The organism is Mesorhizobium sp. WSM4814 (genome assembly GCF_055811595.1).
Genome location: NZ_JBVVQT010000025.1, coordinates 58308 through 79401 on the forward strand (window position 1 = coordinate 58308; position 21094 = coordinate 79401).

A 21094-nucleotide genomic window follows, 5' to 3' on the forward strand; every position below is an offset into this window, starting at 1 on the left:
CAAGCAGCCGTTTTTCAGCCATGCCATCGATCATTGCCATTTCCGGGGTCACCAAGACCTACGCCACCGGTTTCAAAGCGCTGAAGGAGATCAACCTCGATATCGAGCGCGGCGAGATTTTTGCGCTGCTCGGGCCGAACGGCGCCGGCAAGACGACGCTGATCTCGATCGTCTGCGGTATCGTCAACCGCTCGTCGGGCACGGTCAGCGTCGACGGCCACGACATCAGCCGGGATTATCGCGCCGCACGCAGCCTCATCGGGCTGGTGCCGCAGGAACTGACCATCGACGCGTTCGAGAGCGTGTGGGCGACGGTCAACTACAGCCGGGGCCTGTTCGGCAAGCCGGCCAACCACGCCTTCGTCGAGAAAGTGCTGCGCGACCTGTCGTTGTGGGACAAGAAGGACGCCAAGGCGATCACCCTGTCCGGCGGCATGAAGCGGCGGCTGATGATCGCCAAGGCGCTGTCGCACGAACCGAGGGTGCTGTTCCTCGACGAGCCGACAGCCGGCGTCGACGTCGAGCTGCGCCAGGACATGTGGGCGATGGTGCGCCGGCTGCGCGAGGATGGCGTCACCATCATCCTGACCACGCACTATATCGAGGAGGCCGAGGCGATGGCCGACCGCGTCGGCGTCATCAATCGCGGTGAGATCGTGCTGGTTGAGGACAAGGTGCAACTGATGCGCACGCTCGGCCGCAAACGGCTGTTGCTGGAATTGCGCACTCCGCTCGCCACCATACCCGAGAAATTGTCGCGCTACGCACTGGAGCTTTCGCCGGACGGTGATCGACTGACTTACACCTATGACAACCAGAGCGAGCGGCCGGGCGTCGCCTCGCTGCTGCGCGACCTTGAGACGGCCGGCGTCCAGTTCCGCGATATCGACACGCAAAACAGCTCGCTCGAGGAGATCTTCGTCAACCTGGTGAGGAAGGGCGCATGAACCCGCGAGCAGTCTGGGCGATTTACAAGATGGAGATGGCGCGCGCTTTTCGGACCGTGCTGCAGAGCATCGTCTCGCCAGTCATCTCGACATCGCTCTATTTCGTCGTCTTCGGCTCGGCCATCGGCTCGCGCATCACCGAGATTGACGGCATCAGCTACGGCGCCTTTATCGTGCCGGGGCTGATCATGTTGTCGCTGCTGACGCAGTCGATCTCCAACGCCTCCTTCGCCATCTATTTCCCGAAATTCGTCGGCTCGATCTACGAACTGCTGTCGGCGCCGGTGTCCTATCTGGAGATCATCATCGCCTATGTCGGGGGTGCGGCGACCAAGTCGATCATACTCGGCCTGATCATCCTGGGGACCGCGTCGCTGTTCGTGCCGCTGACCATCGAGCATCCGTTCTGGATGCTCTCCTTCCTGGTGCTGACGTCGGTGACCTTCAGCCTGTTCGGGTTCATCATCGGCATCTGGGCGAAGAGCTTCGAGCAGCTGCAGCTGGTGCCGCTGCTGATCATCACGCCGCTTACCTTCCTTGGCGGCAGCTTCTATTCGATCGACATGTTGCCCGGCACCTGGCGCACGGTGACGCTGTTCAACCCTGTCCTTTATCTGGTCAGCGGCTTTCGCTGGAGTTTCTACGGCAAAGCCGACGTCTCGATCGGCATCAGCCTCGGCATGACCGTGGTTTTCCTGTTTGTCTGCATAGCGATCGTCGCGTGGATCTTCAGGACCGGCTACCGGCTGCGGAACTGACCGAACGGCCTGCCCAGGCGACGCAGCGCCAGCATCCGAGCGATGTTCCCGACCCAAGACGACCAAATCTGGTGACGACGCTTGAAAGCGGCCGTGCGATGGCGGCGCTTGATTTCCATATAATGTTATATATCGTGTTATCAATTGGCTGGCAGGTCGATTATGGAAGACGTCGTAAGGTCCCTTGGGTTCCTGTGCCTGGGCAGCAGGATGAAGCGTATTGGCGAGCAATTGCAGGCGGATACGCAGCGCCTGCTCGACTGCCTCGATGTGCCGGTTCAGTCGAGCCAGTACCCGCTGCTGGCTGCGCTCGACAGGCTGGGCCCGCTGCCAGTCGGGGAACTGGCGCAATCCCTCGGGGTCGCGCAGCCAGGTGTAACGCGGAGCGTGTCGCTTCTGGCCGAATTGGGACTGGTCGAGGTCAGTCCATCGGATGATGACCAGCGGCGCAGGATTGTCTGCCTCACCCTGCACGGCCAGCGGCTGGTCGATGTTGCAAAGCACGACGTCTGGCCGCGCATCGAGAATGCCGTCGCGGATCTGTGCGCGGATCTTTCTGGGCCGCTTCTTGATCAGCTGGCCGCCATCGAGGACGGCCTCGCCGCGGCGCCTCTCGACCGTCGTGTAAAGAAGCCGGAAGGTGCCACGCGATGAAATACCTGCTTGACCGTCCCGTGTGGAGCGCGCTTCGGACGCGACACCAAGCCTTCGCGAAAGGTGACGACCTCGCCATGCGGTATCGGCCCTCGATAGCTCCCTTCGCCGCCAGTGCCGCGGACGATGCGGAAAGCCTGCAGGCGCTCGGAAAACTTGTCTCCCCAGGCGAGAGTGCGATCCTGCTTCAGGCGGACGCCATTGCTCTGCCCGCGGAACTCTCGGCGACTTCGACCGCGCCCGGGGTTCAGATGATTGCCGAGCGGCCATTGCAGATGGTCTCCGACAAGCGCGTGCAACGTCTGACGCGAGACGATGCAGCTGAGATGCTCGCCTTGGCATTGGTCACCAAGCCTGGCCCATTCACGCTCGAAGCCTTGAGCCTAGGCGATTTTTGGGGTGTGAAGATCGAGGGCCGACTTGCGGCGATGGCCGGCGAACGCATGAAGCAACCCGGCTATACCGAACTTAGCGGGGTGTGCTCACATCCGGAATTTCGAGGCGGTGGCCTGGGCAGGCTGCTGTCGCTGTTCGTGGCAAACCGGATAGCGGCGCGCGGCGAAGTTCCCTATCTCCACGCCTATGCCAGCAACACCACGGCCATAGGATTATACGAGTCCATTGGCTTCAGGTTGAGAAGCATGATGAACGTGGCCGTGGTTCAGCGCGCCGAATGAGCCCATCAGGCGCATTCCCGCGCATCAGGAAAAGGAAGGATTTCGTATCGACGAAGTCCTTCCTTGGCGCTGCTAGCGCCTTGCAGTGATTCAGACCGCGATCTTGCCACCGCCCTGTTTGGTGATGGCGACGACCGACGGCCGCACCGGCATATCGGGCTTGAAGTCAGGCCAGCGGGTCGACGGGTCCTCGTAGTAAGAGGGACGGCCAAAAGCCTCCCAGTCTTCGCCGCCATCGGCCGGATGCTGAACCGCGACGAAGGCGGTCTGGTCGTCGGGCGTGAATAGCGGGCCGCACATTTCGGCGCCGATCGGCACGCGGAAGAACAGTTTCGAGGTCGCCCGCGCCTCGCCTTCGGTGTCGACCGCCCACAGGCCATCGGTGCGGCCGGTGGCCTTCGGGCCCTGGCCATCGGTCGAGACCCAAAGCCGGCCGGCCGAATCGATGGCGCAATTATCCGGCATGCCGAACCAGCCATTGGCGGTGGTTGCGGTCGAGAAGGTGGCGCCAACTTCGGCCACTGAGGGATCGCCGCATTTCAACAGCACTTCCCACTTGCCCTTGGCGGCAGTGAAATCGCCACCGTCCTCGACGATCTCGATGATATGGCCGAAGGCGTTTTCGGCGCGCGGATTGGCGGCGTCGACCTGGTCCGTCTTGCGCTTCGAATTGTTGGTCAGCATGACGTAGACCTTGCCAGTCGTCGGATTGGGCTGGATGTCCTCGGGGCGATCCATCTTGGTGGCACCGAGCAGATCGGCGGCACGGCGCGTCTCGATCAGCACGTCGGCCTGTCTGGCAAAGCCGTTCTCCGCCGTCAGCGGGCCCTGGCCGAAGACGATGGGCAGCCATTCGATCGACCCGTCTTCGGCGAATTTGGCGACGTAGAGCGTGCCGTCGTCGAGGAGATCCATGTTGGCGGCGCGGTCCTCGGCGTTGAACTTGCCGGCCGTGACGAATTTATAGACATAGTCGAAGCGTTCGTCGTCGCCGAGATAGAAAACGACACGGCCATCCTTGGCGACGATCGATTCAGCGCCCTCATGCTTGAAGCGGCCCATGGCAGTGCGCTTCCTCGGCACCGAGGTCGGATCGTTGACGTCGACCTCAACAATCCAGCCGAAGCGATTCGGCTCGTTCGGCTCCTTGCCGATGTCGAAGCGATCGTAATGCGCAGCCCATTCATAGGCGCCTTCGGGAATACCCAGGCGCTTGTAGTTGGTGGCTTCCTTGTGGCCTTCCGGCAGCTCGCCCGAGAAATAGCCGTGTATGTTTTCCTCGGCCATGACATAGGTACCCCAGGGCGTGACGCCGCCGGCACAATTGTTGACAGTGCCGATGACCTTCGTGCCGGTCGGATCGGCACTGGTCTTGACGCGGTCGTGGCCGGCGACGGGGCCGGACAGTGCCATCTCGGTGTTGGCGGTGATGCGGCGGTTGAGCTTGCCGTCGCGCACCACCTGCCATTTGCCTGATGCCTTGCGGATCTCGACGATGGTGCCGCCATGCGCGGCCATCTCGACGTCGACCTGTTCCTTGCTCAGCGGCGCCTGCTTGGCCTCCCCATCGACGATGGTGACAAGGCCCGGGAACATCAGATGCGGATTGGTGTATTCGTGGTTGACCACCAGCAGGCCATGCTCGGCCGAGCCGTCGATCGGGATATAGCCGACATAGTCGTTATTGTAGCCAAACTGTCTTTCCTGGGCCTGCGCCGACTGTTTTGTCGGATCGAATTCCGGTGAATCGGCAAACAGCGGATCGCCCCAGCGCAACAGCACGTCGGCGTCGTAGCCGGCAGCGACATGGTGCTTGTCGTCGACGCCTGCCTCGACCTCGTCGAAACTGAAGACCGAGCCGCCACCGGCGCGGGCATCGTCGGCGAGGATCAGCGCGAGCGGGCTGACGGTGGCGGCGATGGCGGTTGCCGCGAGCGATCCCTGCAGAAAACCACGGCGCGAGAATCGCGCGGCGATGATTTCGCCCATCGTCTGGTTGTCAGTGGGATTGGTTCCTGGCCCATCGTTTTCCTCGAGCAGGCTGGTGCGGAAATGGGCGTCGGGGCGATGTTCAGTCATGGGGGCGTGCCTCTGGCTCTTTGGGATGGCTGGAGCGTGTTGCTTGACTGACCGCGTATCGCCAGCAGATCACAGTTTGATGACGTTGCCGACCAATTTCCAGCCCGATTTCATGTCTTTGATCAGGCCGCTTGACCGCGACCGACGCTTCCGAAACAAGATCTGCGGCAGGCGCGCAAGCACGGCGTCGGGAGGAACAAAAAAGTGAGTTTCTGGGGACTGGGGCAGCTCGGCATTTCGACAGTGATCTTCCTGCTGGCGGCGACGGCGGCCAAGCAATGGGGGCTGGCGCCGAGCCTCGGCAAGATCGTTCTGACTCTGGCGCTCTATTCAGCGGGCAATCTGATCATGCTGAGGCTGATCCGTGAATTCGGCATGTCGGTGTCGTTCAGCCTGTCGGCGGTGATCCAACTGGTGTCGGTGAACGTGGTGGCACTGGTGTTCTTCGGCGAGCGCGTCAATTCGTTGCAGGCGACCGGCATCGTGCTCGCCGTCGCAGCGGTGGCGCTGATCACGCTCGGGCCCTATCTGCAAAAACTGTAGTTGCGCATGACCCCGAAACGATTTCGGAAAGGATCATGTGCCAAATCAAAGTGCTACAGCGTCCTTTGCGCGTCCAAAAGGACGCGCGGCGCTGTAAGACGATTGGCCCGATGAAGAATACCGCAAACAGGCTGCTCAACTGGATCGAATTCCCGGTGCTTTTGGCCGGACTGGTCATCGCTGGCGGGCTGTGGGGGTTCGAGGAACTGATGGAGGTAGCGCGGGACACCACGCCGCACGCCTTCGACACGGAAATTATGCTCGCCTTCCGTGAAGCGGGCCAGCCCGACAATCCGATCGGACCGCTATGGCTGGAAGGGGCGATGCGCGACATTACCAGCCTCGGCAGCGCCATCGTGCTCGGGCTGATCACAGTGGCGGTGATCGTCTATCTGCTGCTGATCCACAAGCCGGGAGCAGCGTTTCTGGTCTTTGTCGCGGTGGCGGGCGGGCAGGCCCTGTCGAGCACGCTGAAGCTAGGAATCGATCGGCCGCGCCCCGACCTGGTCTCGCATCTCGCCGACGTGGCGACGCTTTCGTTTCCAAGCGGCCATGCGATGCTGTCGGCGGTGACATATTTGACGCTGGGCAGCATGGCGTCGCGTTTCCTGCCTGGGCGAACGACCAAGATCTATGTGCTGGCACTTGCCGTGCTGACAGCACTGCTCGTCGGCATCAGCCGCGTCTATCTCGGCGTTCATTGGCCATCGGACGTGCTGGCCGGCTGGTGCGCCGGCTTCGCCTGGGCGATGCTGTGCTGGCTGGTCGCATGGGCGTTCCAGCGATGGCGCGGGCAGACCACCGGCGCCTGAACCGCCCGTTCCGAACGACGCTGCGCCAATTCTCCTCTAAGTTGCGGCGGCTGGGGCGTGCTGGCCCAGCGGGCGCGCAGGCTCGCCAAGATGCAAACGGCCTGGTGTGCACATGTCTGACATGTGCATGATGATGCTTGATCCATCAAAATGATGGTATTATACATGGAATGCAGACTCAGACGGGGGTTTTTAGCCGATGATCACTGCCGCGCAGATGCGCGCCGCAAGGGCTCTGGCCGGCATCGATCAGAAGACGCTCGCCGAGCGCGCCGGGGTTTCGCTTCCAACCATTCAGCGCATGGAAGCGAGCGACGGCGTGGTCAGGGGCATGGTCGATACGCTGATGAAGGTCATCCATGCCCTTGACCGGGCCGGCGTGGAGCTGATCGGCGAGAACCAGGCCAGCGAGCGCGGCGGCAGGGGGGTGCGCCTCAAGCCGGTCGTGCCGCAGAACCCGCCAGGCTGAGCCGAAATAGAGTCGCGACGGCGACCGCCGACAGTCCTGCCGACGATCCCGCCGCCTGCTTGGTTTTATGCGTGGCCGCTGTGCACTTTTTGGCGGCATGCATCAGGAGCGGAAGGCAGTCCATGCATCGAACCCAGCGGGCAATTCATCAACCGGCGCAGCCGACATTTTCCGAACTGTTCACGCCGAAGCTGGCGACGGTGCTGCGCGAAGGCTACACATCAGAGCACTTCAAGGCCGATGCCATCGCCGGACTGACCGTGGCCATCGTGGCGCTGCCGCTGTCGATGGCGATCGCGATCGCATCGGGCGTGTCTCCGGAGCGCGGGCTCTACACTTCCATCATTGGCGGTTTCCTCGTCTCGGCTCTGGGCGGCAGCCGTTTCCAGATCGGCGGGCCGGCGGGCGCCTTTATCGTGCTGATGGCGGCAACCGTGGCACGGGTCGGCGTCGACGGGTTGCTGCTGGCGACGATGATGGCCGGCGTCTTGCTGCTCGTCATCGGCTACCTCAGGCTTGGCACCTACATCAAATTCATTCCTTATCCGGTGACCGTCGGCTTCACCGCCGGCATCGCCATCATCATCTTCTCCGGCCAGATCGTCGAGCTGTTCGGGCTAAAACTCGCCGGCAAAGAACCTGGACCGCTGGTGCCGAAGCTGATGGCGATCGGCGAGGCGGCCGGCACGATCAATCTCGCCGCCACCTTCGTCGCTCTGCTGACCATCGTCGCCATTGCCCTGATGAAACGGTGGCGGCCGAAATGGCCCGCCATGCTGATCGCCATCGGTCTGGCGTCGCTTGTCGTGGCGCTGTTTTCTCTGCCTGCCGAAACGATCGGCACGCGCTTCGGCGGTATCCCGCGCAGCCTGCAAATGCCGGCCTTTCCGCCGATCAGCTTCAGCAGGATGATCGACGTCCTGCCGGACGCCCTAGCCTTTGCGCTGCTCGGCGCGATCGAATCGCTGCTGTCGGCGGTGGTCGCCGACGGCATGACAGGAAGGCGGCACCGCTCCAACTGCGAACTCGTGGCGCAAGGCTTCGCCAACATCGCGTCCGCCCTGTTCGGCGGCATCTGCACCACCGGCACCCTAGCCCGCACCGCGACCAATGTGCGAGCCGGCGCGCATGGACCGGTCTCGGGCATGATCCACTCGGCCCTCCTGCTTGCCCTGATGCTGGTGGCGGCGCCGCTGGCCAGCTACATCCCGCTTGCAGCCCTTGCCGGCGTGCTGGCGGTGGTGTGCTGGAACATGTTCGAGAAGCAGGCCTTTGCCACGCTGCTGCGTGCCTCGCGCGGCGACGCGCTGGTGCTGATGGCGACTTTCCTGATCGTCATCTTCCGAGATCTCACCGAAGGCATCGTCGTCGGCTTCGCGCTGGGCTCGATCCTGTTCATCGACCGCATGGCCAAGAGCATTGCGGTTGAGCCGGATCAGGGACTGGTGCAGGACGATGTCGCCGACAGAACCGGCGCCGCCAGCGGATACGATTCCAGCGAGGCCAGCGATGCCGACACCGTCGTCTACCGGATTTCCGGCGCCTTCTTCTTCGGCGCCGCCTCGACCGTCGCCACGGTGCTGGACCGCATCGCCGACCAGCGCAAGAACTTCATCCTCGACTGCTCGGCCGTGCCATTCTTCGATTCAACGGCGGCCAACGTCATCGAGAGCGCTGCCCACAAGGCGAGGCGCGCCGGCGTGCGCTTCATCATATCAGGCGCTTCGCCGCAGACACGCCGCATGCTGATCAACCACGGCGTCAAACGGCCGCTGGTGACATACGCCGCCTCGATCAGGGACGCGCGAGCGCAGTTGAAGAATGCCGCGCCGGGAGAGGTCTAACCCTCTCCTCATCGTCAGCGATGTCGGACGGACGCAAGCACCGCGTCAGGCAGCGGCGCCGGGCGCGCTGGCGTCTTCGTGCGGCGCGGCGGCCAGATCGGTGCGCGCCTTGCGCGCGAGTTTTTTTGTCGAGCGCCTGGGCCTGTCGCCGAACAGATCGGCTGCCGCCGCAAGACAGGTCTTTTTCAGGCTTTTCTCCGAGCGCTTCAACAGCTTGCTCAGCAGTCGCGTTTCCTGAGGAGAGCCGAGCGGCCGGTCGTGGGCCTCGAGAAGCGTGCGCAAGACGAACACATCATGCAGTTCGCCCAGCTTTTCGCCAAGTTCGTCGACCGCCTTGCGCCGTGCCTTGATCGGCGTCGGCCACAGCCTTCCAAGCAGCGACAGATGCATGCCGTGAGTCTTTGCCGCCTTGCGCAGATCATGGAAATCGTCAGCATCACCGCGGGAGCCCGCCTTGTCCAGCGCCTTTCTGGCGCGACGCAGAGTGATGCGGGCGCCTTCGGCAAGCACATCGGCGGCCTGTTCGGGCTGGTCGGGCAAGACCAGAGTATCGATGCGGCTGATGCCATCCTCGCAAGCGGCAGTCGCGGCAGCTATCGCGGCGCCGAGGCCAACTCCACCATGCAATTGGTGCTGGCGCGCCACCAGCGTGTCGCGAACGGCATCGAGACCGCCGCCGGCGCTTTGCTCGGGAAAGTTTTTTGCCAGCCGGTCGATGGTTTCAACCAGCGCGGTCGCCTCGCGCGGGCCGGCAAGCAGGGCAGCCACCTCTCGGTAGCATTGGTTCTCGGTACTGCAAAATGTTTCGTCTCCGGGACGGACCAGGCGCAGCAAGGCACGCACCTTCTTCAGCCGCCTGCGGCATTTGTGCAGCGCCTGCTCCGGCCTGTCATGCGCCGCGTCCAGATGGACGAGCGCCTTGCCGATCTCCTCAGCGAGGATGCGCCTGACCTCGCCGGTCAACGGCAGGCGCGGATCGATGCGATAGCTCATGCGGCGATCTCCGGAATCCCCTCGAGGGCGAGCGACGCGTTGTAGAACCTGTGCTCGCCGGTGACTTCGCGGCCGAGCCAATCTGGCAGCATTTCGCCCTGCACGTCCTGCGGCGTCTCAAGCTCGGCGACCACCAGACCGCTGAGCATCCCGCCGAAGACATCGACTTCATAGAGATGGCCGCGATGCCTAACATGGTGGCGTGTCTTCTCGATGACACGACCGATTGCGAAGGCCAGCATCTCTTCCGCATCCGCCAGAAGGATCGGATATTCGAATTCGTCGCGTTCGCGGGCCTTGCTGCCGAATTTGAGCGTCAGCTTTGCCGACGCGCCGTCGCTGATACGCACGCGGACCGAGCGGTCGGGCGCGGCAACGAGATAGAACTGGCGAATGCGGATGTCCGCTTCGATCAGATCCCGCCAGCCATCGCCGGAGACCAGGAACTTGCGCTCGATTTCCTTGACCATGGCTCCACACTAAAGCGCGTGCGGATGGAGATGGCAAGGTGGGGATCGACAGGTGGAGATCGGCAAGGCTTGACTTTAATCATTCGATTGATTAAACTGCGGATCATGAGCAAACCGACAAACGCTAAAATTCCGCGCCGCGAGGCATCCCCCGCCGAGATGACGCGCGCGGCACTTGTTCGCGCAGCGCTGAAGCTGTTCGGACGCCAGGGTTTTGACGGCACCTCGACGCGCGAGATCGCGGCTGAGGCCAGGGCCAATATCGGCTCGATCGCCTATCATTTCGGCGGCAAGGAAGGGCTTCGCACCGCTGCGGCCGACTATATCGTCGACACGATCCAGACCATTGCCGGCCAGGCGATCGGCAATCTGCAGGGCTCAAGCGAACCAGAAACGGGCGAACCAGAAACGGGCGACCCCGAAGCGGCGCGGGCACAACTGTTCACCGCGCTGGAGCGGATGGTGGCTTTCATCGTGGCAAGGCCGGAGGCCGGCGAGATCGTGCAGTTTGTCCTGCGTGAGCTGTCGCATCCGACGGCGGCACTCGACCGCATCTACGACGGCGTGTTCGAGCCGACGCATCGCCGGCTCTGCCTGATCTGGGAGCAGGCGACGGGCGAGGCGGCCGAAAGCGAGGCTACCCGACTCACCGTGTTCACGCTGATCGGCCAGGTCGTCTATTTCCGCATCGGCCGCGAGGCGGTGATGCGCCGCATGGGCTGGCGCGCGATCGGCGACGCCGAGGCCACCAAGATCGCGGCGGCAGTGACGGATAATCTCGGCGCGATTTTGGCTCGGCGTCACTTAACCGACCGGAAGGATCGTAGATCATGAGTTTCCTCTGCTCTGTGCCGCTCGCCGCCCTGCTTTTCAGCACCTGCGCACCGGCGACGCCGCTCGCCGTCGGCTATGTCGAGGGCGACTATGTGCTGCTCGCGCCGATCGAGGTGGCGCAGGTCGAGACGATTTCGGTCAAGCGCGGCGATCGCGTCGCGCCGGGCACGCCAGTGGTGACGCTGGAAAGCGCCGACGCAAAAATAGCCGTCGCGCAAGCCGAGGCGGCCCTTGCCCAGGCCCAGGCGCAACTTGCCGACCTGCAGGTCGGCAAGCGGCCGGAAGAGATTGAGGTGCTCAAGGCGCAGGTCGACATGGCCAAGGCGCAAGCCGCCGACGCCAAACGCAGATACACCCGCGCCAGCGATTTGTTCAAACGCGGCACCGGCACTCAGGCCGATTATGATACGGCTTCGGCGTCGCTGGAAACTGCCAACGCGCAGCTCGGCCAGGCGGAAGCCAATCTCGCTGTCGGAGGCCTGCCGGCGCGGCCCGAGACGATCAAGGCCGCCGACAATCAGGTCAGACAGGCGCAATCGGCGCTGGAGCAGGCGCGCTGGCGGCTGTCGAAGCGTGTGCTGGCGGCGCCTTCGCCCGGCCGCATCAACGATGTGATCCGCTATCCCGGCGACACCGCCGGGCCGACCGCGCCGGTCACTTCGATTCTGCCGGACGGCGCGGTGAAGCTCAGCGTCTATGTGCCGGAAAGCGCGTTCTCGTCGGTGGAAGTCGGCACGCTGCTCAACGTCCATTGCGACGGCTGCGGGCCGGACGTGAAGGCTCGCGTCAGCTACGTGTCGCCGGACCCGGAATTCACGCCGCCGGTGATCTACTCGCTCGAGACCCGGCAGAAGCTGGTCTATCTGGTCGAGGCGCGGCCGGAGGGCGACGCCGGCGCGCTGCAACCGGGGCAGATCGTTGATGTCGAACTGGCGGATATCGGCAAATGAACGTCATCGACGTCCACGGCCTGGTCAAGCGTTTTGGTGACAAGACCGTCGTCGACCATGTGACGATGACGGTGGCCGAGGGCGAGATCGTCGGCTTCCTCGGCCCCAACGGCTCTGGCAAGACGACGACCATCCGCATCATGTGCGGCCTGCTGACGCCGGATGAGGGCGAAGGCACGGTGCTCGGCTTCGACATCCGCACCGACAGTCTGAGGATCAAGCGCGAAGTCGGCTATATGACCCAGAAATTCTCGTTCTACGAGGATTTGACCATCGCCGAAAACCTCGAATTCGTAGCGCGGCTCTATGGGTTGAAGCCGCTCAACGAGCATGTCGCCAGGACGCTGGAGGATCTTGGCCTCACCTCGCGCAAGGACCAGTTGGCCGGCACGCTGTCCGGTGGCTGGAAGCAGCGGCTGGCGCTGGCCGCCTGCATCATGCACAAGCCCAGATTGCTGCTGCTCGACGAGCCGACGGCGGGCGTCGATCCGAAGGCGCGGCGTGAATTCTGGGACGAGATCCATCGGCTGGCCAGCGGCGGGCTGACCGTGCTGGTCTCCACCCACTATATGGACGAGGCCGAGCGCTGCCATCGCATCGGCTACATCTCCTACGGCAGGATGCTGGCCACCGGCACGGTCGACGAGGTGGTCAGGAATGCCGGGCTGACGACCTTCGTTGTGCAGGGTCCGCGCCTCGACCAGGTCGCTGCCGCACTCAGCGGCCGGTCCGGTGTCGACCAGGTGGCGCCGTTTGGCGCGACGCTGCACGTCGTCGGCTCCGACAAGACGGCGCTTCAGGCTGCGCTCGCCGATGTCGAGAAAGACCACAAGGGCGTCACGGTGACGCCGGGCGAGACCAGCCTGGAGGATGTGTTCATCCAGTTCATGTCCGGCTCGAAGGACAATATGGGATGAAAAACGGGATAAACAGCGTCTTTTCCTTCGCCAGGCTCGGCGCGCTGCTGATCAAGGAGTTCATCCAGATGCGGCGCGACCGCATCACCTTCGCCATGATGCTGGGCGTGCCGCTGATGCAGTTGGTGCTGTTTGGCTATGCCATCAACAACGATCCAAAGAGCCTGCCGGCCGCCCTGGTGGCGATGAGCAGCGATCCCTATACGCGAGCCATGGTTTCGGCGCTGCAGACCACCGGCTACTACCGCTTCGACCATGTCGCGCAAAATGCCGCCGAGGCGGAATTCCTGATGGCGCGTGGCGACGTCGCCTTTGTCGTCACCATTCCCGCCGACTTTGCCCGGCGAGTCGAGCGCGGCGACCAGCCGCAAATCCTGATCGAGGCTGATGCGACCGACCCGGCAGTCGCCAGCGGGGCCATTTCCACGCTCGGCACCGTTGCCAACCAGGCGCTGCTCAGGGCGCGCGGCATGCAGGAGACGGCCGCCGAAGCTGCCCGAGGCCAGCTCGAAGTGGTGGTGCACCGACGCTACAATCCGGAAGGCATCTCGCAATACAACATCGTGCCCGGCCTGCTCGGCGTCATCCTGCAGATGACGATGGTGATGATGACCTCGATCGCACTGACGCGCGAGACCGAGCGCGGCACGATGGAAAACCTCCTGGCGATGCCGTCCAGCCCGCTCGAAATCATGCTCGGCAAGGTGCTGCCCTATCTGGTGGTCGGCGCCGTGCAAGTGGCGGTGGTGCTGGCGGCGGCCAAGCTGCTGTTTGGGGTTCCCTTCTCCGGGTCGTTGTCGCTGCTGCTTGCGGCGGTTCTGGTCTTCGTGCTGGCGCTGGTGCTGCTCGGCTACACCATCTCGACGATGGCGCGCACGCAGATGCAGGCACTGCAGCTCACCTTCTTCTTCTTCCTGCCGTCGATCCTGTTGTCGGGCTTCATGTTCCCTTATCGCGGCATGCCTGGCTGGGCGCAGATCTTCGGCGAGATCCTGCCGCTGACGCATTTCCTGCGCATCATCCGCGCGGTGATGCTGAAGGGCGCCGACCTGCCGGCGGTCGCAACCGAAATAGGCTGGCTGGTCGTGTTCGTGGCGCTGTTTGCCGGCGTGGCGCTGGTGCGGTTCCGTCGGACGCTGGATTAGGAATTAGGATCCAACTCAAGCAGCTTACGCAAATGGCCGAGGTGTCACCTTGGATGCATGACCATTCGGATCGAGATTTTATGCGTGTCTGGCCTGATCCGGGACCGGCGGCAATTCAGGCGCATCCAGTCCCTGGAAGGGATCGCGCCAGGCGTCGATCTCTTCAAGCTGGCGATACCAGCGACTGACCGAAGGATAATCGTCGAGCGGCAATCTGGCGACATCGTTGAAAGGCAGAAACGTCGCCATGCGAAAGTCGGCATAGGAGACCGAGTTTTCGACCAGCCAGTCTCGCTCGGAAAGCGCGTTCTCAAGTGTTGCAGCGGCCGTGCGAAAGTCTCTCAGCCCCTCCTCAACCCGGTGCTGATCGATCGGGCCAATCCCATAGCGCTGCTTGGTCCCGCGTTCGAAATGCACGACGTCGCAAGCTCTTGCGAAGTTCTCTTTACCCCAACTGAGCCATCGGATCATCTCGGGTTCGTCGTCGCCGGTGCGCCAGAGATCCGAATGCGCGTCGCGTGAAAGCCGGCAGGCTATGGCGTCAGCCTCCCAGAGGCTGTTTCCCGAGCCTACGAGTATCGGCAATGAAAGATTGGGATTCAGCGGGCGATATCGCTCAGCCTGCCCGGGAGCGAAGGGCGATGCGAACTCAAAGTCGAGCTTTGCGTCGAGATAGCGTGCCACGGCGACCGCGAGGCGAGGATTGGGATTGCGGCTGAAGAGCAGTTTCATTTCGTGTCAGCCTTTGAATGGTGCCGGTTCGGTCGCCACCTAAGCCGCGGCCATGATCTCTGCATAGGTGCCGAAATCGACATTGCCGCCGGACAGCACCACGGCGACGCATTTGCCTGATAGCTCGATCTCGCCCGATGACAGCGCGGCCAGCCCGACGCAGCCGCCGGGCTCGACCACCAGCTTGAGATGGGCCATGGCGTCGCGCATCGCCTGTGCCGCCGCTCTGTCGGACACGGCAATGCCGCCGGCGAGATTCCTGCGGTTGATCTCGAAGGTGATTGCGCCCGGCTCGGCGGTAAGGAGCGCGTCGCAGATCGAAGTGTGGCCGGGTTCGATCGAAACCCGAGCACCTCTGGCCAGTGAACGACAGGTGTCGTCGAAATGCTCGGGTTCCACCGCCCAGACGGCGGTGCCCGGCGAGGCGTCCTTGACCGCGATGGAGATGCCGCTGCTCAGGCCGCCGCCGCCGCAGGGGATGACGACCGCGTCGAGGCTCACCCCGAGTGCTTTCGCCTGCGCCATCAGTTCGAGGCCGATCGTTCCCTGGCCGGCGATGATGGCCGGGTCGTCGAAAGGCGGAACCAGGACCATGCCCCGTTCCATGTACGGGCGAACCACCGCCATGCGATCGTCGCGAAACCGGTCGAACGGAACCACTTCGGCGCCCATTTTCCGGACATTGCCGACCTTCATTGCCGGCGCATCGGTGGGCATGGCGATAACCGCCTTGACGCCGAACATCGCCGCCGACGCGGCGACGCCTTGCGCGTGGTTGCCCGACGAGAAGGCGACGACGCCGCGGCTGCGCTGCTCATCGCTCAGCGACGACAGTTTGTTGTAGGCGCCGCGGAACTTGAACGAGCCGGTACGCTGCAGCGTCTCCGGCTTGAACAGGATCCTGGCGCCGAAACGCTTGTTCAGCTCCGGCGATTCGATCAGCGGCGTTTCGACGATCAGGCCGGACAATCGCGTTGCTGCGCGGTGGATATCGGCGATGCCGGGAGGGGTGGTCATGGTGAGGTCCTGCAGAATGAGACCGCCCCATGGTGCACGGAAAACCAGGCCGCGCACCACTGGAAAAATGTGACCGAGACAATTCGTGGATTGCGAGCAGAGAGTGGCGCTCCTCGCCGACCGCTCCTCACCCCAAAAGCGTCCGTTGCCGTTTGGCGCCGCCCATCTTGCGCCAGGTGTTGAAGCGATGGGTGGCGGCGGCGAAGGAGATCTTCATCTGCTGGGCAACCGAATAGCGCGACTTGCCCTCGTCGAACAGGCGGTAGCAGCATTCGACGCCCTCCTCGGTCAGCTTGCCGTCGGGGGCCTTGTTGTGCGGATTGGCCGGGTCGAATTTCTCGACCTGCTGCTCGACCAGACCTTTCAGGCGCTGCAGATCGGCCTCGATGCTGGCGATCAGGTCGAGAACGGGTTTCGGGTCAAATGCATGGGTGGGCTGTTTTGCCGGCATCCGGATTCCTTTCTCTTGGCTTAAGCCCACTATATAGGTGAACATTCGCCACTAATGAAGGGCGCTGGCGGAGGATTCCCGCAACCATAAATTTGAACCTCCGGCTACAAGCGATTGACCAACGGTGCACCAAACTCTAGTTTAGAATAATTCTAAACTAGGGCGGATTTCTCATGCTTTCCCGTGTTTTCGGTTTTGGTCGCCGTCCCTTCGAGTCGCTCTCGGAGCAAGAGATCCTGGCGCTCGCCATCTCTTCCGAAGAGGATGACGGGCGTATCTACCGCGCCTATGCCGACGGGCTGGCGGATAGGTTTCCGCATTCGGCCAAAGTGTTCGAGGAAATGGCGGAGGAGGAGGACGGCCATCGCGATTCGCTGATCGAGCTTCACCGCGAGCGTTTTGGCGAGCGCATTCCGCTGATCCGGCGCGAGCATGTGAAGGGCTATTACGAGCGCAAGCCCGACTGGCTGGTCCGGCCGCTCGGCATCGAACATGTGCGCCAACAGGCCGAGTCTATGGAGCGTCAGGCCTACCTGTTCTATGTCGAAGCGGCGAAACGCACCAGCGACGCCTCGACGCGAAAGCTGCTCGATAATCTGGCGGTGGCCGAACAGGGCCACGAGACGCTGGCGCAGCGGCTGGAGCAAAAGCATGTGCCGGGCGCGGTGAAGGCCGAGGAAGCAGCAGCCGAGCAGCGCCAGTTCATCCTGACCTATGTGCAGCCGGGACTGGCCGGGCTGATGGACGGATCGGTGTCGACGCTGGCGCCGATCTTCGCCGCCGCGTTCGCCACGCACGACACATTCCAGACCTTCCTGGTCGGGCTTGCCGCCTCGATCGGCGCCGGCATCTCGATGGGCTTCACCGAGGTCGCCTCCGATGACGGCAAGCTGTCGGGCCGCGGCTCGCCGGTGAAACGCGGCATCACCACAGGCGTGATGACGGCGCTGGGTGGCCTCGGTCACGCCTTGCCCTACCTCATTCCGTATTTCTGGACCGCGACAATTCTCGCGGTCGTGGTGGTGTTCTTCGAACTGTGGGCGATCGCCTTTGTGCAGAACCGTTATATGCAGACGCCGTTCTGGCGCGCCACCTTCCAGGTGGTGCTGGGCGGCGCGCTGGTGTTTGCGGCTGGAGTGCTGATCGGGAATGCCTAGCAGCCCTCTTGCCTTCTCCCCTTGTTGTGGGAGAAGGAAGAGCCGCCCCACTCACCCGTTCGCCGTCCGGCTGTCCTCAGGCGCCTCGGCCCGTTCGGTGAGGCCATAGTCGCGCACGACGTGGGCGATGCGCAGACGGTAGTCGGCAAAGATACCGCCACGGCCGGCCCTCTGCGCCTGCCTATGTTCCTCCGTGTTGCGCCAGGCTTTCACCGCTTCCTCGTCACGCCAGAACGACAGCGACAGGATGCGGTTCGGGTCGACAAGGCTCTGAAAGCGCTCGATCGACAGAAAACCGTCGATGCCGTCGAGCAGCGGGCGCAGGTCGGCGGCGAGGCCGAGATAGGCGTCGCGCTTGCCCGCTGCCGGCTCGACCTCGAAGATGACGGCGATCACAGTTTCACCAGAGAGGCGTGCGGCCCGGATGCGAGTTTCAAAAAAGTCCGATCCTCTTTCAGGATGAATTTTTCACGCCGGGCGAATTCGTAATTGGCCTTGCCGGCCGGGTCGGCGGCGAGCCGGATACGGTAGGCTTCGTAAGCCGCCAGGCTGTCGATGTTGTAGGCGGCATAGGCTGTCGTGGCCGAGCCCTCATGCGGCGCGAAATAGCCGATCAGATCGGCGCCACAGCGCGGGATCGCCTGGCCCCAGTTGCGGGCATACTCCTCGAACGCCGCCTTGCCGAACGGATCGATCTCGTAGCGGATGAAGCAGGTGATAGTCATCTTTTGTCTCCTTGCTGAATCTGGTTTGTTGCGGCGACAGTTCGAGCGGGGTCGAAATATTCCGTGGATCGGTGTGCTAGGCAATTTCTCCGGTGGTCATGCTTGCCAAAAGGATTTCGCGCATTCGCGGCGAATGTCTTGTGGCGTCAGGCCGAGGTCGCGCAAAAGGTGCACGTCAATCTCGGCGAGGTCGAGGCGTTGCAGATGGCGGTCATACCACCGCGCCAGCAGCCGCAGATGCGCCCGGCGCAAGATCATGAACGGAGACGGCCGACGGCCAAAGCGTTGGCAAGCACGGTGTGGGGAACGGTTCTTGCGGTCATCCTCGTCTCCTTGATCTCGGCGCAGGATAGTGGTTATCTGACGTCAATGCTTCGATGAAGGACGAACCATGCGTGAAGGACCAGATATAGCCCGCATCGCCAGCCTAGTCGGCGATCCGGCACGGGCAAACATGCTGACCGCGCTGATGGGTGGCACGGCGCTGACAGCGAGCGAACTGGCGCTCGAGGCCGGCGTGTCGCTGCCGACCGCCAGCTCGCATCTATCGAAACTGATGGAGGGCGGGCTGCTGACGCTGGCAAGCCAGGGGCGGCACCGCTACTACGGGCTGGCCGGGCCGCAGGTGGCTGGCATGATCGAGGCGATCACCGGCGTGGCCGCCGCGGTCGGACCGCAGCGGGTGCGGCCGGGTCCGCGTGATGCGGCGATGCGCGTGGCGCGGGTCTGCTACGACCATCTCGCCGGCGAGCAGGCCGTGGCGATGCTCGACCGTCTTGTCGCTCGACAAGTGCTGCTGCGCGACGACAAGGAAATCCGGCTTGGGCCGTCGGCCGCCTCGCATTTTGCCGCGATCGGCATCGATGTCGAGAGCAAGGCGCGACGACCGATGTGCCGGACTTGCCTCGACTGGAGCGAGCGGCGCTCGCATCTGGCTGGCATGTTGGGCGCTGCCATCCTCGACAAGATCCTTTTGGAAAAATGGGCGCGGCGCGACAAAGACAGCCGCGCGGTAATCTTCTCGCCGATGGGCAAGCAGGCCTTCGAGAGGGTGTTTCTCGCTTGATTGTCAGCCGCGCTCGAGCGGCTTGCCCTGCTTGAAAAAATCCACCCAGGGATCGGCTTTCGCCAACTGTTTCAGCGTCGTCTTGTCGCCGATCGGAAATGCGTTCGGCGCCAACCCGGCTTCAATTTCCGCCCAGGTCGCCGGCATCGATGCCGTGGCGCCCTTCTTGGCGCGCGACGAATAGGGGGCCACCGTCGTCGAGCCGCGGCCGTTGCGCAGATAGTCGACGAAGATCTTGCCTGTGCGCGCCTTCTTCGACAGCGTCGCCGTATACCGATTAGGGGCGGCCTGCTCGAGGGCACGGGCGAAATCATGGGCGAAGTCCTTCACCTCATCCCAATCCGCCGACGGTTTCAGCGGCACGACGACATGGTAGCCCTTGCCGCCCGAGGTCTTGACGAAATTCGGCAATGACAGCGCATCGAGCCGGCCGTGAATTTCGAGCGCCGCCGCGCGCACCGCTTTCACGTCGACTTCTTCGTCGGGATCGAGATCGAAGATGATCTGGTCCGGCTTGTCCAGTTCGTCGATGGTGCAGCCCCAGATATGGATCTCGACCACGCCGAGTTGGACCAAGGCAGCGACACCGTCGAAATCACGGATGAACAATATCTCCTCGCCGTCGGTCGGATCCTTCATCCTGGCGATTTTTTCGTGCATGCCCGCGGAGGCATGCTTCTGAAAAAAGCGTTGGCCGTCGACGCCGTCCGGCGCGCGCACCAGGCTGAGTGGCCGATTGACGACGAATTGGTGCATGCGTGGCCAGACCAAAGCGTAATGATCGAGCAGGCCCTGCTTCGATATCTTCTCCTGCGGCCACAGAAGCTTGTCCGGATGAGAAAGTTTTATGACGGTGTCTGCCGCCTCCGTGGATTTGACAGCGGCGGATGTCTCGCCCTTGCCGCTGGCAGGCTTTGCCTTGCTGTCGGCCCTGCCAGCGGGTGCTTTCGGCTTTTCCTGCACGACTTCCTCCGCCGGTTTGTCCTCGCACAATCCGTGGAACGAGCGTGGCCCATTGTACGGTCGACGTCCAGCTACGGAAAGTGAGGCAAAGCCGGCTGTCCGGCGTTGCCTCGATCGAGAGTCTACTCGGCGGCCTGAAGGTTGACCTTGGCTTCCGCAATCTCGGTGAGCTTGCGGTCGGTCGCCTGTTCTTCCTTGATGTTGTTGGCCAGGACATTGGCGCAGTCGGTGCGGCCAAGCTGCTTGGCCCAGGCGATCAACGTGCCGTAACGGGTTATCTCGTAGTGCTCGACCGCCTGCGCGGATGCGATCAGGGCGGCGTCGAGAACGTCCTTGTCGTCGATGTCGCCGCTGACTTCATCGGCTTCCTCGAGAATGCCGTCGATGGCCGGACAGTTGACCGTCTTGGCCTTCACGCCATGCAGTTCGAACACCTTCTCGACCCGCTCGATATGACCTTTGGTCTGGCCGAGATGCTTCTCCAGGCCGGCTTTCAGCTGCGGGTCGGTCGCCTTGTCGATCATCTTCGGCAGCGACTTCTCGATCTGTTTCTCGGCGTAATAGATGTCGCGCAGCGTGTGGACGAAGAGGTCGTCCAGCGTCTTGATGTCTTTCGAAAAGAAACCCATGGCTTTGCCTTTCCATTGTTCTTGCTGTGTTGGGGGTTCCGGCGGCGGTTCCGCTCGGAAGCCGCTGGGCCGGGGTTGGTCCCGGCTCTCAGCGTCAACGTGCTTCTATCGGACGGGTTCCTGGCTTCCCCGAGTAATCAGAGAAATTTGCGCAAGCACGGATATTTCGCGGCACCGGCCAAGTTGAAACACAAGCGCGTCGGAGCGACATCCAAACGAAACATATGTGATGCAAAAGTCACACTAGCCGGAATGCCGACGA

Annotated in this window: 24 protein-coding genes and 1 pseudogene; 14 read left to right on the forward strand and 11 right to left on the reverse strand. The window is 63.1% G+C overall.

Features of this window, described 5'->3' with window-relative positions:
• The first annotated feature begins 20 nt into the window (after positions 1-20).
• From AC0L2V_RS27420 to AC0L2V_RS27435, 4 genes are all read left to right on the forward strand, one after another.
• The gene (locus AC0L2V_RS27420) at positions 21-947 is read left to right on the forward strand and encodes an ABC transporter ATP-binding protein (protein ID WP_473508037.1); all 927 of its coding nucleotides are present in this window, start codon (positions 21-23) and stop codon (positions 945-947) included.
• Positions 944-1705: an ABC transporter permease gene (locus AC0L2V_RS27425; protein WP_473508038.1), complete on the forward strand. Its 762-nt coding sequence runs from the start codon at positions 944-946 to the stop codon at positions 1703-1705. Before AC0L2V_RS27420 ends, AC0L2V_RS27425 begins: the two co-directional genes overlap by 4 nt.
• Positions 1706-1867: 162 nt before the next feature.
• Entirely contained in the window at positions 1868-2359 is a 492-nt protein-coding gene (locus AC0L2V_RS27430) for a MarR family winged helix-turn-helix transcriptional regulator (RefSeq protein WP_287071970.1), read from the forward strand.
• Positions 2356-3036 (forward strand): GNAT family N-acetyltransferase, encoded by a 681-nt coding sequence (locus tag AC0L2V_RS27435; RefSeq protein WP_473521727.1) that lies wholly within the window; start codon positions 2356-2358, stop codon positions 3034-3036. Before AC0L2V_RS27430 ends, AC0L2V_RS27435 begins: the two co-directional genes overlap by 4 nt.
• 90 nt (positions 3037-3126) lie before the next feature.
• Here the strand turns inward: AC0L2V_RS27435 and AC0L2V_RS27440 are convergent, their stop codons facing one another.
• Positions 3127-5115, reverse strand: a complete 1989-nt coding sequence (locus AC0L2V_RS27440) for a PhoX family protein (protein ID WP_473508039.1) — start codon at positions 5113-5115, stop codon at positions 3127-3129.
• A 204-nt stretch (positions 5116-5319) separates the two neighbouring features.
• Here AC0L2V_RS27440 and AC0L2V_RS27445 point away from each other — a divergent pair, with 204 nt between their 5' ends.
• The 4 genes from AC0L2V_RS27445 (at position 5320) to AC0L2V_RS27460 (ending at position 8783) form a co-directional block, all read left to right on the forward strand.
• Positions 5320-5658, forward strand: a complete 339-nt coding sequence (locus AC0L2V_RS27445; protein WP_027154722.1) for a hypothetical protein — start codon at positions 5320-5322, stop codon at positions 5656-5658.
• A gap of 110 nt (positions 5659-5768) precedes the next feature.
• On the forward strand, positions 5769-6470 hold the full coding sequence (locus tag AC0L2V_RS27450; protein WP_473508040.1) for a phosphatase PAP2 family protein: 702 nt from the start codon (positions 5769-5771) through the stop codon (positions 6468-6470).
• A gap of 199 nt (positions 6471-6669) precedes the next feature.
• Positions 6670-6939 carry a helix-turn-helix domain-containing protein gene (locus AC0L2V_RS27455; RefSeq protein WP_473508041.1) on the forward strand — a complete coding sequence of 90 codons (270 nt, stop codon included), beginning with the start codon at positions 6670-6672 and terminating at the stop codon, positions 6937-6939.
• Between the two features lie 122 nt (positions 6940-7061).
• Complete coding sequence (locus AC0L2V_RS27460; protein ID WP_473521728.1) at positions 7062-8783, forward strand: SulP family inorganic anion transporter; 1722 nt, start codon at positions 7062-7064, stop codon at positions 8781-8783.
• Positions 8784-8828: 45 nt separating this feature from the next.
• Here the strand turns inward: AC0L2V_RS27460 and AC0L2V_RS27465 are convergent, their stop codons facing one another.
• A complete protein-coding gene (locus AC0L2V_RS27465; RefSeq protein WP_419695355.1) occupies positions 8829-9776 on the reverse strand; it encodes a CHAD domain-containing protein in 948 nt (315 codons plus the stop codon).
• Positions 9773-10246: a CYTH domain-containing protein gene (locus tag AC0L2V_RS27470; protein ID WP_023801408.1), complete on the reverse strand. Its 474-nt coding sequence runs from the start codon at positions 10244-10246 to the stop codon at positions 9773-9775. Before AC0L2V_RS27470 ends, AC0L2V_RS27465 begins: the two co-directional genes overlap by 4 nt.
• Positions 10247-10351: 105 nt before the next feature.
• Between AC0L2V_RS27470 and AC0L2V_RS27475 the strand changes: the two genes are divergently transcribed.
• Genes AC0L2V_RS27475 through AC0L2V_RS27490 form a run of 4 tightly spaced genes read left to right on the forward strand, consistent with a single transcriptional unit; the run spans position 10352 to position 14092 of the window.
• Positions 10352-11080 (forward strand): CerR family C-terminal domain-containing protein, encoded by a 729-nt coding sequence (locus AC0L2V_RS27475; protein ID WP_473482063.1) that lies wholly within the window; start codon positions 10352-10354, stop codon positions 11078-11080.
• The gene (locus AC0L2V_RS27480) at positions 11077-12030 is read left to right on the forward strand and encodes an HlyD family secretion protein (RefSeq protein WP_473521729.1); all 954 of its coding nucleotides are present in this window, start codon (positions 11077-11079) and stop codon (positions 12028-12030) included. The genes AC0L2V_RS27475 and AC0L2V_RS27480 overlap by 4 nt, the downstream gene beginning before the upstream one ends.
• The gene (locus tag AC0L2V_RS27485; RefSeq protein WP_091591967.1) at positions 12027-12947 is read left to right on the forward strand and encodes an ABC transporter ATP-binding protein; all 921 of its coding nucleotides are present in this window, start codon (positions 12027-12029) and stop codon (positions 12945-12947) included. The genes AC0L2V_RS27480 and AC0L2V_RS27485 overlap by 4 nt, the downstream gene beginning before the upstream one ends.
• Positions 12948-12955: 8 nt before the next feature.
• Entirely contained in the window at positions 12956-14092 is a 1137-nt protein-coding gene (locus tag AC0L2V_RS27490) for an ABC transporter permease (protein WP_473508082.1), read from the forward strand.
• 78 nt (positions 14093-14170) lie between these two features.
• Here AC0L2V_RS27490 and AC0L2V_RS27495 read toward each other — a convergent pair whose 3' ends face one another.
• From AC0L2V_RS27495 to AC0L2V_RS27505, 3 genes are all read right to left on the reverse strand, one after another.
• A complete protein-coding gene (locus tag AC0L2V_RS27495) occupies positions 14171-14824 on the reverse strand; it encodes a glutathione S-transferase family protein (protein ID WP_473508045.1) in 654 nt (217 codons plus the stop codon).
• Between the two features lie 39 nt (positions 14825-14863).
• Positions 14864-15841: a threonine/serine dehydratase gene (locus AC0L2V_RS27500; RefSeq protein WP_128185164.1), complete on the reverse strand. Its 978-nt coding sequence runs from the start codon at positions 15839-15841 to the stop codon at positions 14864-14866.
• A 127-nt stretch (positions 15842-15968) separates the two neighbouring features.
• On the reverse strand, positions 15969-16292 hold the full coding sequence (locus AC0L2V_RS27505) for a hypothetical protein (RefSeq protein ID WP_023801401.1): 324 nt from the start codon (positions 16290-16292) through the stop codon (positions 15969-15971).
• A gap of 173 nt (positions 16293-16465) precedes the next feature.
• On the opposite strand from AC0L2V_RS27505, the gene mbfA reads away from it, so the two are divergent.
• Positions 16466-17449, forward strand: a complete 984-nt coding sequence (gene mbfA / locus AC0L2V_RS27510) for an iron exporter MbfA (RefSeq protein WP_027154734.1) — start codon at positions 16466-16468, stop codon at positions 17447-17449.
• A gap of 51 nt (positions 17450-17500) precedes the next feature.
• Here the strand turns inward: mbfA and AC0L2V_RS27515 are convergent, their stop codons facing one another.
• The 3 genes from AC0L2V_RS27515 to AC0L2V_RS27525 form a co-directional block, all read right to left on the reverse strand.
• Positions 17501-17845, reverse strand: coding sequence for an antibiotic biosynthesis monooxygenase family protein (locus AC0L2V_RS27515; RefSeq protein WP_473508046.1), 345 nt, complete (start codon positions 17843-17845; stop codon positions 17501-17503).
• Positions 17842-18174: an NIPSNAP family protein gene (locus AC0L2V_RS27520; protein WP_027154736.1), complete on the reverse strand. Its 333-nt coding sequence runs from the start codon at positions 18172-18174 to the stop codon at positions 17842-17844. The genes AC0L2V_RS27515 and AC0L2V_RS27520 overlap by 4 nt, the downstream gene beginning before the upstream one ends.
• Before the next feature lie 96 nt (positions 18175-18270).
• Entirely contained in the window at positions 18271-18432 is a 162-nt protein-coding gene (locus AC0L2V_RS27525; RefSeq protein WP_473508047.1) for a DUF1127 domain-containing protein, read from the reverse strand.
• A 133-nt stretch (positions 18433-18565) separates the two neighbouring features.
• Between AC0L2V_RS27525 and AC0L2V_RS27530 the strand changes: the two genes are divergently transcribed.
• Positions 18566-19240 (forward strand): ArsR/SmtB family transcription factor, encoded by a 675-nt coding sequence (locus AC0L2V_RS27530; RefSeq protein ID WP_473508048.1) that lies wholly within the window; start codon positions 18566-18568, stop codon positions 19238-19240.
• A gap of 3 nt (positions 19241-19243) precedes the next feature.
• Here the strand turns inward: AC0L2V_RS27530 and ligD are convergent.
• Positions 19244-20282: pseudogene (gene ligD, locus AC0L2V_RS27535) on the reverse strand (DNA ligase D); the annotation flags it as partial.
• A 43-nt stretch (positions 20283-20325) separates the two neighbouring features.
• The gene (locus AC0L2V_RS27540) at positions 20326-20832 is read right to left on the reverse strand and encodes a YciE/YciF ferroxidase family protein (protein ID WP_027154740.1); all 507 of its coding nucleotides are present in this window, start codon (positions 20830-20832) and stop codon (positions 20326-20328) included.
• Positions 20833-21094 lie beyond the last annotated feature (262 nt).